General features: G+C 66.4%; 10 protein-coding genes and 1 pseudogene. 6 read left to right on the top strand and 5 right to left on the bottom strand.

What is annotated here, in order from left to right:
- Nucleotides 1-372 precede the first annotated feature (372 nt).
- Complete coding sequence (locus Q8R27_RS01415; RefSeq protein ID WP_305697332.1) at nt 373-1,629, top strand: MFS transporter; 1,257 nt, start codon at nt 373-375, stop codon at nt 1,627-1,629.
- Nucleotides 1,630-1,995: 366 nt separating this feature from the next.
- Entirely contained in the window at nt 1,996-3,360 is a 1,365-nt protein-coding gene (locus tag Q8R27_RS01420; RefSeq protein ID WP_305697333.1) for a hypothetical protein, read from the top strand.
- Between the two features lie 257 nt (nt 3,361-3,617).
- Here the strand turns inward: Q8R27_RS01420 and Q8R27_RS01425 are convergent, their stop codons facing one another.
- Entirely contained in the window at nt 3,618-4,067 is a 450-nt protein-coding gene (locus Q8R27_RS01425) for a hypothetical protein (protein WP_305697334.1), read from the bottom strand.
- Between the two features lie 360 nt (nt 4,068-4,427).
- On the opposite strand from Q8R27_RS01425, the gene Q8R27_RS01430 reads away from it, so the two are divergent.
- Both Q8R27_RS01430 and Q8R27_RS01435 read left to right on the top strand, forming a co-directional pair.
- Nucleotides 4,428-4,859 carry a hypothetical protein gene (locus tag Q8R27_RS01430; protein WP_305697335.1) on the top strand — a complete coding sequence of 144 codons (432 nt, stop codon included), beginning with the start codon at nt 4,428-4,430 and terminating at the stop codon, nt 4,857-4,859.
- A gap of 46 nt (nt 4,860-4,905) precedes the next feature.
- On the top strand, nt 4,906-5,628 hold the full coding sequence (locus tag Q8R27_RS01435; RefSeq protein ID WP_305697336.1) for a hypothetical protein: 723 nt from the start codon (nt 4,906-4,908) through the stop codon (nt 5,626-5,628).
- Between the two features lie 117 nt (nt 5,629-5,745).
- On the opposite strand, the gene Q8R27_RS01440 is transcribed toward Q8R27_RS01435, so the two are convergent.
- Nucleotides 5,746-6,393 carry a ParA family protein gene (locus Q8R27_RS01440; RefSeq protein WP_305598171.1) on the bottom strand — a complete coding sequence of 216 codons (648 nt, stop codon included), beginning with the start codon at nt 6,391-6,393 and terminating at the stop codon, nt 5,746-5,748.
- 272 nt (nt 6,394-6,665) lie between these two features.
- Between Q8R27_RS01440 and Q8R27_RS01445 the strand changes: the two genes are divergently transcribed.
- Together Q8R27_RS01445 and Q8R27_RS01450 are read left to right on the top strand one after the other, a co-directional pair.
- The gene (locus Q8R27_RS01445) at nt 6,666-7,928 is read left to right on the top strand and encodes an NAD(P)/FAD-dependent oxidoreductase (RefSeq protein WP_305697337.1); all 1,263 of its coding nucleotides are present in this window, start codon (nt 6,666-6,668) and stop codon (nt 7,926-7,928) included.
- A 20-nt stretch (nt 7,929-7,948) separates the two neighbouring features.
- Complete coding sequence (locus tag Q8R27_RS01450; RefSeq protein WP_305697338.1) at nt 7,949-8,155, top strand: DUF2158 domain-containing protein; 207 nt, start codon at nt 7,949-7,951, stop codon at nt 8,153-8,155.
- On the opposite strand, the gene Q8R27_RS01455 is transcribed toward Q8R27_RS01450, so the two are convergent.
- The 3 genes and pseudogenes from Q8R27_RS01455 to Q8R27_RS01465 all read right to left on the bottom strand — a co-directional run.
- Entirely contained in the window at nt 8,152-9,201 is a 1,050-nt protein-coding gene (locus Q8R27_RS01455; protein WP_305697339.1) for a sensor histidine kinase, read from the bottom strand. The two genes, Q8R27_RS01450 and Q8R27_RS01455, sit on opposite strands and share 4 nt — an antisense overlap.
- 127 nt (nt 9,202-9,328) lie before the next feature.
- Nucleotides 9,329-10,384, bottom strand: coding sequence for a deoxyhypusine synthase (locus tag Q8R27_RS01460; RefSeq protein ID WP_305697340.1), 1,056 nt, complete (start codon nt 10,382-10,384; stop codon nt 9,329-9,331).
- Nucleotides 10,385-10,485: 101 nt separating this feature from the next.
- Nucleotides 10,486-10,672, bottom strand: a pseudogene (locus Q8R27_RS01465) (type III PLP-dependent enzyme); the annotation flags it as partial.

Below are 10,672 nucleotides of genomic sequence, written 5' to 3' on the forward strand. Positions count from 1 at the left end.
GTTGGGTCATGTGGAAGCCTCCCTCGCGCCGCGGCGTCTGCGCGCCCGGCAAGGCGGAGCTTAGGCGCCCGGTGCGGCCGGCGCGAGGGGGATTTCCCCAGCATCCGCTCACCCCGGCGAAAGCCGGGGCCCAAGCTGAGGCGCAGTTTGCGCGTAGAGGGCCCGCTTGGGTCCCGGCTTTCGCCGGGATGAGCGGGGGGTGGGGCATGCGGCGGTGCGGACAGAGGACGCATCCCCTAGCCCGTGCTACGCCTAGCCGCAGGGCGCGTCAGACGCCCCCCGCGACCCGGTGGGTCGCGATCCAAGTATGTCGCGCGTCGGGCGGGTGAACTGGTTCCCACTTCACCCTGACGCGCTCGGGAGGAACACTGCATGGCCGGGCTCAACCTGAAGAACCCCTGGTGGATCGTCGCCGGGTCGACGACGGCGCTGATGGTCGCCAACGGGCCGGTGCTGATGTACACCTCCGGCGTGTTCTTCAAGCCGCTGGCCGCCGAGTTTGGCGTCAGCCGCGGCGACCTGTCGGCCACCCACATGTTCTCGTCGTTCGTCGGCGCGGCGATGCTGCCGCTGGTCGGCATGGCCATGGACCGCTGGGGCGTGCGCCGGGTGCTGCTGCCGGCGATCGCGCTCTATGCGCTGACCATCGTCGCCTTGGGCGCCAGCCCGACGTTCGTGGCCTTCGCCCTGCTGTGGACCCTGTGCGGCATCACCGGCAGCGCGCAGAGCCCGATCAGCTATGTGAAGTCGATCTCCGCCTTCTTCGAGGAGCGGAGGGGCCTGGCGCTGGGCATCGCCATGGCCGGCGTCGGCGTCGGCGCGGCGATGATGCCGCAGATCGCCCAGGCGCTGATCGACCAGGTGGGATGGCGCTACGCCTACATGGTCATCGCCGCAGGCATGGCGGTGCTGGCCATTCCGGCGGTGTGGCTGTTCGTGCAGGAACCGGCCAGCGCCGCCGGCGTCACCGGCACGGTCTCCAGCGACGTGCTGCCGGGCATGCACATCGCAGAGGCGATCCGCTCGCGGCCGTTCTGGCTGCTGGTGCCCAGCGTGCTGATGGTGTCGACCGTGGTCAACGGCTCCATGGTGCACGTGGTGCCGCTGCTCACCGACCGCGGCTACACGCCGACGGCGGCGGCGCAGATGATGATGGCGGTGGGGTTCTCGACCATGGCCGGGCGGCTGATCTCCGGCTACCTGGTCGACCGCATCTTCGCGCCCTATGTGGCGGCGTTCTTCTTCACCCTGTGCGTCGGCGGCCTGGGGCTGCTGGCCAGCGGGCACGCGCCGCTGCTGGGGATCATCGCGCTGGGGCTGGCCGCCGGCACCGAGATCGACCTCGTCGGCTTCCTCACCTCGCGCTACTTCGGCCAGAAGCGGTTCGGCCAGATCTACGGCTACCTGTTCGCCGCCTTCGCGATGGGCGCGGGGCTAGGCCCGGCGCTGCTGGGCATGGCCTACGACCGCCTGGGCAGCTACGTCACCGCCTTCCTGAGCTTCGGCGGCCTGATGATCGTGGCGCTGGGCCTGCTGTTGGCGCTCGGGCCGTATGTGTATCCGGTGGTCCACAAGCCGGCGAAGGCGCGGGGGCGGGGTGGCGAGGCTGTGGAGGTAGCAGCGGAGTGACGGACGGCGCGCGGAGTGCGCCTCGACGTATAGTTCAACGCGAAAACCATCCGTCCGCTGTGATTCTTGAGGTTGGCAAGCGTGACTATCCGGCTAAGCAGTCGTCATTGAGGCCGGTCCGAATTTCCGCGGGACTACGCAACGACGGACGCAATCTCGATCACGAGGAAAATAGGCGGACCTCACAGTTGCCCGTCCCGGCTAGTAAACTCGCACGACGCGGCATTGGCTTTCCTACCGCACTCGGTCATCGCTACGTCTTGCGACTCGGAGACGGTGACGCGATAAATTTCCTTTGGGCCGCCAGCAGGCACACTGACTGCCAGATTCTGGCAGCGCACGCATATCATAGACTATGAGTCTACTATGAAAACCATCGCCTGCATCAACATTGAAATACCGACTATAAAAAATGAACTCGAATATAATTCCGAAAGATCTCTTCTTGACTACGATATAATAATATTCAATCCAACTCTACCTTGGTACGATCGCATCGATTTCTCGGCAGGAGGATCTTGTATATCTGTAGAAGGTACGGCGCAATTCAGGAGATCGACATCTCATTGGTCGCGCGAATTGAGTGACGCGCTTGATACCGGAAAGACAATATTCGTGGTGCTAAGTGATTATAAGAAAGATCTTGTGGTCGTTAGTACTTCTATGACATCGAAAAGTAGCAGAAACTATCAAACCGCTACCATTGATAACTATAGCCTAATTCCTGGAAAAATACAAGTTAGAAATGCGCACGGCCGCAATGTGATGGTGAAAGACTCAGCGTTCAAGGGTCTCTATGATGCTATAAAAGATATAGCAGAATACCGTGTAGTGTTCGAAGATTCGACGTCGATGCGCAAGGTCTTTGCCGCGAAGGATGGAACTGCCATCGGGGGGGTGGTAAGTTTTGAAGATCGACCAGGACATCTGGTGCTACTTCCTCATTTTGATTTCCAGACTGACGAATTTGTCGAGCTTTCCGAGGAGGACGGAGAGATTTGGAGTAGAAAAGCTCTTAAAGTCTCAAGTGCGTTGGTCGGACAGCTAATCGCGATTGATCGTATGCTGAAGGGTTCGGCGGAATTGACCCCTCCACCAGATTGGTTGAACGAAGTCGCCAAGCCTAAATCCATCAACGAGATTGAAGGTGTCATTGCCAAAATTGATGCTCGGCTCGAGGAGCTTCGCGGTGAGAGGGACAGGGAAACGCGTCGAAGGGCAGATATTTTGGAGTACTCGCACCTCCTATACGAAACCGGTAAACCACTGGAGCGTGCGATAGAGAAGGTGCTTCACCTGCTAGGCTATGCAGTTAAGACAGTCCGTATTGGCGATCTGGAGATCGACCACTTGATCGTGAGTCCGACCGGAAGACGACTGATCGGAGAATCCGAGGGCAAGGACTCTAGCGCCATCGACATATCGAAATTTCGTCAACTAGAGTCGAACATCGGGGAGGATTTTGAGCGTGAAGACATCGATGAGCCGGCTAAGGGTATTCTATTCGGCAACGGCTTTCGTCTATCCGCGCCAGCGACTCGCGCGGAGCAGTTCACACAGAAAAGCCTCACGAACGCCAAGCGGCTTGGCTCGGCGCTCATTCGCACAGCAGACTTATATGCGGTCGCGCTCCATCTCTTAGATCACCCTAAGGACGACGCATTCAAAGCCGCCTGTCGGACTAGGATCGAAGAGACAGCTGGCGGCGTCGTCGTTTTCCCCAATACGTGAGGGGGGATGTTTGATCTTTTTGCGCGCGAAGCGGCGACGCTTCAGGTGCGAGGAGGCCCTACTAGGACTGTCGCTCGTCTGCGCGTCGCCTCCCCGCCTGTCTGGCGTCGCGACCGCGCATTTGTGCTCGGCGTCGCCTCTAAGATCGCTCAGTGGGTGGAGCCACAGGCAGGGTGCAGTCTGTGTGCGGGCGGAGCTAGAGCACAGCTATTGGGTGAACCGCCGTGCGGCCAGCACTGGCCGGCGAGCGCATCCCACTAAATCCTCTCCAAACACCCATCGATCCATACGCGCGCGTGCTCGGCTTCGGCCGGCGTGAGGCCCAGCGTGCGTGCGGCGGTCGGGAGATCGTGGACGATGACCGGGTCGGAGGCGTAGTCGGCGTCGGTGGCGGTCATGGTGCGCCAGGCGCTGAGCATCGGGTCGCTGTAGCGGTGGTTGGAGACCAGCATCATCCGGAACGCGCCCTTGGCGGCGAGGCCGGCGACGACGGGGCGCAGCCGCTCGCGCAGCTCCAGAGGACAGGCGGCGTCGAGGTCTGAGAGGTCGGCGTCGGCGCAGAAATAGCTGATCCAGCGGCAGCCGAAGTCAGACCGCTTTGCGTCGATGCGGGCCGGGAAGCCGAGCGCCTCGGCGCGTGAGACTGCGCCAGCCCAGATCAGGCAGTTGACGGCGATCGGGTCGATGCGCTCGACGAGCACGGGCATGGTGGCACTTCCGGCGGTTGACGCGGAGATAGCAAAGTGCGGTTCCGCTCGAATTAACGGGCCGGGTCCGGGGCTGCAGCTCACGTGGGCGAAGATGGTCTCGATACCCATGGGGCGAACCCCTTCAGATGTTGGCGGCTGCGGGCGCGGCGCTGGCGGCTTCAGGCGCTCAGGGTTGCGCTATCGGCAAGGCTGCAGACCCCCGTCCAAAGCCCGCGGGCGGGCGCGCGGTTCCCGCGAAAAGCCGGGCGACAAGGCCGTGCCGAATTTCTCGGCGCCGGCTGTCAAAACCCGGCTTGACCATAGGAACGGTTGCGGCGGCGGCGCGCTGTGCGGGCTTGCTGCTGAAGGATCCGCCCTATGACACGACCCGTACTCACCCTCGCCGCCGCACTCTCGATGAGCCTGCTCGCGGCCGCCTGTTCGAAACCCGCCGCCGAGACCACCGCCGATGCGGCCAATGACACCGGCGCCGCGATGGCGTCCGCACCCGCCGCGACGGCTGCGGCGACCGACGCCGCCGCCGACGGCGCCATGGCCCCGGGCGGGGCGGTCTCTCCGCCGGCCGCCAACGCCGCGGTGGACACCAACGCCTCGGCCGACGGGGCCCCGGCCGCCGCCGCCAACTCCTTCACCGAGGACCAGGCGCGCGGGCACATCACCAACGCCGGCTACACCGACGTCACCGGCCTGACCAAGACCGCCGACGGCATGTGGATGGCCAAGGCCAAGAAGGGCGGCAAGGCGATGGACGTCTCGCTCGATTTCAAGGGCGCGGTCACCGCCAAGTAGGCGCGCGTCTGGAACCCACTTTTCCCTCTCAAGATAGGAGCCCCACATGGTGCAAGCTGTCACCCGACTGTTCGACGACCACGACGACGCCGCCCATGCGGTCCGCGAGCTGAAGGCCGCGGGCGTGCGTGACGACAACATCAGCCTGATCGCCAGCAACGCCGAAGGCCGCCACCGCCTGAACGACGACAACCTCAGAAGCGACGACGACAACGACACCGCCGAAGGCGCCGGCAAGGGCGCGACCACCGGCGGCCTGCTCGGCGGCGGCGCGGGCCTGCTGGCCGGCCTCGGCATGCTGGCGATCCCGGGCCTGGGCCCTGTGGTCGCGGCGGGCTGGCTGGTGTCGACGGCGGCGGGCGCCGTCGTGGGGGCGCTGGCCGGCGGCGCGGCGGGCGGTCTGCTCGGCGCCCTGAAGGACGCGGGCCACTCCGACGAGGACGCCCATGTCTACGCCGAGGGCGTGCGGCGCGGCGGCACCCTGGTCAGCGTGCGGGCCGACACCGAAGCCGAGCGGGCGACCGCCGAGCAGGTGCTGAACGGCCGCGGCGGCGTCGATGCGCTGCAGCGGGGCGGCGTCTATCGCGACGCCGGCTGGGCGCAGTTCGACGAAGCCGCTGCGCCCTATAGCGCCGACGAGATCGCCGCCGAGCGCCGCCGCTATGCGGAAGCCCGCTCGTTCAGCGGCCAGGGCGTGATCGACCGCACCGCGGGCGACCCGTCGGACCCGACGCAACGGCCGATCGACCCGACCCTGCGCGGCGTCTGATTCCGCCGCGCCTCACGTGTCCGTAGAGGGGGCGTCCGGGGAGACCTGGGCGCCCCTGCTGCGTTTGGGGGGGCCGTGCCTCCCTTCCCCCTGGAAGGGGGAAGGGCCGGAGAGGCCTTACGCTTCCTGCGGCTGGGCCTTGGTGATCTGGGCCTTGGCGGCGATGTAGTCCCACAGCGCGGCGATCTCGGCGGCGGCGGCTCGGTCGGGGGTCTCTTCCGCCGAGCGGCCGCGTTCCAGGGCGGTCTGGTAGACGGCGCGGGCGCGCAGGATCACCGGGGCCAGCGGGGCCTGCATGTATTCGAGGCCGCGCAGGGCGCGCTTGACCAGCGGCGCCTCGACCGCCTCGCGCGCCACCGGGGCCTGGTTGACCACCACGACGGCGGGTTTGCCCAGCTTGCGCACCATGGTGAAGGTGCGCACGAGGCCGGCGATATCCAGCAGGGTCGGGCGCACGACCATCACCGCGAGGTCAGCCAGCACCAGGGCCTCGCCGACGTCCTCGACCGCGCCGGCCGGGGTGTCGATGATCAGCAGGTCCTTGGCCAGACCGCTGGCGGCGAACTGGGCGGAGACCAGCTTCGGCCCGGTGGAGGCGACGACGTCGGGGCCAGGGGTCTCACGCGCGCCCAGCGCATCGAGCGCCGAATGCTGCGGATCGATGTCGACCACCAGGACGGCGAGGCCGCGGCGATAGGCGGCCAGCGCCAGGTGGGTGGCGACCGTGGTCTTGCCCGAGCCGCCCTTCAACGCGATCACCGCCACGGTCTTCAATGGATATCCGCCTCGCGCCTGCTCGCCCGCCTGGGTGCAATCCTTGTGCCGGTGAATTTGGGCGGGAGTTAGAGGGCGATGTCGCGTTGCTTCTCCCGCAAGGGGAGAAGCGCAGGCCGGCGCAATGCATCGATAGGAACATTGCGTGGCGCGCAATCGCGGGTTTCGCGCTTCTCAATCGCCTGGGCGAGCGATCGGGGGCAAGGTCGGCGGGCTGACACGGACTGCGCGCGGCGCGGCCGGGAGCAATGGGAGGAAACGGTATGGACGACGTCCTGATAGTCGGCGGCGGACCCGTGGGCCTGATCGCCGCCATCGGACTGGCCAGGCACGGCCTGAGCGTGCGGGTGATCGAGGCCGAGCAGGGCGTGATGCCCTCGCCCCGGGCGATGACCTATCACCGCCAGGCGCTGGACGGGCTGATGCTGCTGGACCTGTTCGACGACGCCACCAAGGCGGGCTTCCTCAGCAACACCAACTGCTCGCGGTTCTACAAGACCGGCGAGGCCTATGTGTCGAAGTCGCAGTACCCGGAAGGGCTCGACCATCCCTACACCCTGACGCTGGCGATCAACGAGCTCACCGAGGTGGCGCTGGCGCACATGGACCGCTACCCGCAGACCACCTGCACCTGGGGCTCGCGGTTCATGGGGCTGAAGCAGTTCGACGACTACGTCGAGGTGGAGGCCGAGTCCCAGGAGGGGCCCGAGACCATCCGCGCCAAATGGGTGATCGGCGCCGACGGCGGACGCAGCGGCGTACGCAAGGCGATCGGCCAGGAGCTGATCGGCTACACCTGGCCCGACCGGTTCGTGGCCACCAACATGCGCTTCGACTTCGAGGGCCACGGCTGGCACCCGATGAGCAACCTGATGATCGACAACCACTACGGGGCGATCATCGTGCGGCTGACCCGCGACGGGCAGTGGCGGGTGACGTTCCACGAGGACGCCGAGCTGCCGGTCGCCGGCGTGCGCGAGCGGATCTTCGAATACTATCGCCGGGTGCTGCCCAACGAAGGAGAGGGCGCGCAGCTCGACCTGTTCTCGCCCTACAGCATGCACCAGCGCTGCGTGGAGAAGATGCGGGTCGGCCGCGTGCTGCTGGCCGGCGACAGCGCCCACGTCACCAACCCGACCAGCGGCTTCGGCCTGACCGGCGGCATGTTCGACAGTTTCGCGCTGATCGACGCCCTGGCCGCGGTGGTCAAGGGCGAGCGCGGCGACGAGGTGCTGGACGCCTACGCCGAGGCGCGTCGCAAGGTGTTCCTGGAGATCTCCTCGCCGATCTCGTGCGAGAGCAAGCGCCGCGTGTTCCACCTGACCGACGCCGAGCTGGCCGAGGAGCGCGAGCGGCTGAAGGCGGCGCAGAAGACCGGCCTCGGCTGGGGCTCGGGCTCGCGCGGCTACCACTCGTTCCGCCTGGAGACCCCGTCGCTGGTCACCGGCCGCTCCAGCGCCGAGGACCGGCTGGCCAAGCTCGGCCGCGGACCGTTGGTCTGGGAACCCGATGGCGTATTCGCCTGATCGATGCCCACGAGGAACAGATGACGCAGACATTCAAGTGCGGCGACCGCGTGCGGCTCAAGGGCGGCGAAGCGGTGATGGCGGTGACCGGCGTCAGTCCGGACAGCAACGGCGAGACCAAGGTGTGGTGCGCCTGGTTCGACGACACCCACCTGCACCAGACCGCCGGCCATCCCGTCGAGGCGCTGGAGGCGGTGGAGATCGCCGAACTCGGCCCGCCGCCCTAGTCGCCGGCCTCCTGATGGATCGCGGTCGGGTCCATCATCTCCATCTCGGCGGGCGTGATCAGCGGCAGATGCACGCCGCAGCGCACGCCGTCGGCATGGAATTCGATGCGGGCCTCTCCGCCGCCGTCCTCGCCGAAGCTGCGTGAGATCAGCCGCGAGCCGAAGCCGCGCCGCATCGGCTCGGTGACCGCTGGGCCGCCATGCTCCTGCCAGAGGAACGTCATGTGGCGGGCGCCGAGCTCGTCGTAGTGGAGGTTCCAGGCGGTCTCGACGAAGCCGTCCGGGACTGACAGCGCGCCGTACTTGACGGCGTTGGTGGTGAGTTCGTGCAGCACCAGCGCCATCGACACCGCCTGTTGCGGGCTCAGCCGGACGTTGGGCCCGTCCATGCGCAGGCGGGACCGGTCGCCGTCCTGATAGGGCGCGAGCGCCTTCTCGACGATGGCCTCGAGATCGGCGCCGGCCCAGTTCTGATCGACCAACAGGCGGTGGGCGTCGGACAGCGCCAGCAGCCGCGCGGTGAGGTTCTCGCGTATGCTGCGGTCGGTGTCGGTGGCGCGCAGGGTCTGCTCGACCAGCGACTGGACGGTGACCAGGGTGTTGTTGATCCGGTGGTTGAGCTCGTTGAGCAGCAGGATGCGCTGCTCGTCGGCCAGGCGGTTGCGGGTCTCGTCGCGCATCACCTTGACCAAGCCCTTGAGCTCGCCCTCGATGAACGAGGAGGTGACGCCATTGGCCCAGAACCGCTCGCCGTTTTTGCGCACGTGCCAGCGGGTGTCTTCCGCCCGGCCGTCGCGCCAGGCCTTGTCGAGCTCAAGCTGGGCCTGGCCCGTGGATTGGTCGGAGGCGGTGAAGAAGGCCTGGAAGTCCATGCCCACCGCCTCGTCCGGGGTATAGCCGGTGATGCGCTCGGCGCCGGTGCTCCAGCTGGTGATCCGCCCGCCCAGCTCCATGGTGAAGATGGCGTAGTCGCGCGCGTGATCGATGATCAACTCGGCGATGCGGGCCTGCGGAAGGCCCAGCGCGGATGGCGTTTCGTTGGACATGCAGCGCTAACGCGCTAGGGCGGCGCTTGGTCGCAAGGCGCCGCGTCCGACATTGGGCGGGCGGCTGCGCGGACACGGCGGCTGCGAGGATGAGCGACCGTGTCCGCGTGGCTTGGGCTTCGTTGATCTAGGCCTTGGCGAACAGCTTGGCCCAGCGGGGCTTCTCACGGGACTTCCAGCCGTTGCGGTGCCAGGCGTCGGAGGCGATCAGCGGCACCACGGTGGTGGCTTCGGCGAACACCATCTGTTCCCAGGTGACGTCGACCTTGCCCCAGGAGCAGGCCTCCTTGAGTGTTGAGGACGAGCATGCCCCGTCGCGCACGTCGGCGACGGTGATCTGCACGGCGTATTTGTGCATCTCGGCTTCGTGGCCGAGGATCTCGGCGCAGACCACGGTGTCCTGGGCGAAGTTCTTCGGCACACCGCCGCCGACCATGAACAGGCCCGTCGTGCCGGCGGCGATCTTGATGTCGGTCAGCTCGCGGAAATCGGCCACGGAATCAATGGTCAGATAGGGCTGTTTGGCCTGCATTCGTTCCACTTGGTGCTTCACCAGGCCGAAGCCGGCGGAACTATCGGTGAACGCCGGGCAGAAGATCGGCACGCCTTCCTCGTAGGCGGTCTGGATCAGCGAACCCGCTTTCTTCGCGTTTCCGGCGGCCAGCCACTTGCCCATCTCGTGAATGAACTCGCGGCTGGAATAGGGGCGCGGCTCGAGCGCATCGCACAGATCCTTGATCGTCGCGTCGCAGCTCTGCAGCTCCTCCTCGTCGATGTAGGTGTCGTAGATGCGGTCGATGTAGAGCGCGCGCAGGTCGCGGTCGTCGACCTCGGCGTGGGCCTGGTAGTGGCGGAAGCCCAGGGCCTCGAAGAAGTCCATGTCGACGATCGAGGCGCCGGTGGAGACCACCACGTCGATCATCCCGTACTTCACCATGTCGCGGTAGATGTGCATGCAGCCGCCGGCGCTGGTGGAGCCGGCCAGCGTCAGCCACGTGGAGCAGCCCTTGTCCTCCAGCGACATGGTCAGGATGTCGGCGGCGCGCGCGGTGTCGCGGCTGGTGAAGCTCATCTTGCGCATGGCGTCGATGACCGGTCGCGCGTCGTACTGGTCGATGGCGACGTGCTCGACGGTGTCGCTCAGCAGCTCGGCTTTGCGGTTGGGTTGAACCTCAGCGTTCATTCTCTGGTCCTCTCGGGGAGTTTGAGCGCCCGTCCAAGCAAAGGCGCGCGGTCGGGACGGAGCGACCGGCCGCGCGAAGTCCAACGAACGACAGGCGGAGCCTACTTCCGCCGACGCTTCCTGCCGCGGGCGCGCGACAGTTTGACGACGTTCTGCGTCTCGGCGCGAGGCGCGGAAATCGAGCGCGGGGCCAGGCCGTACATTGAGGCCATGGGCGCGTCGTCCATCTGCACCGTCTCGGCGTCGCCGAAGCCGTTGAAGCGGGTGTTCATCGCCACGCCATAGGCG

The sequence above is a fragment of the Phenylobacterium sp. genome, from assembly GCF_030697305.1.
Lineage (GTDB): Bacteria > Pseudomonadota > Alphaproteobacteria > Caulobacterales > Caulobacteraceae > Phenylobacterium.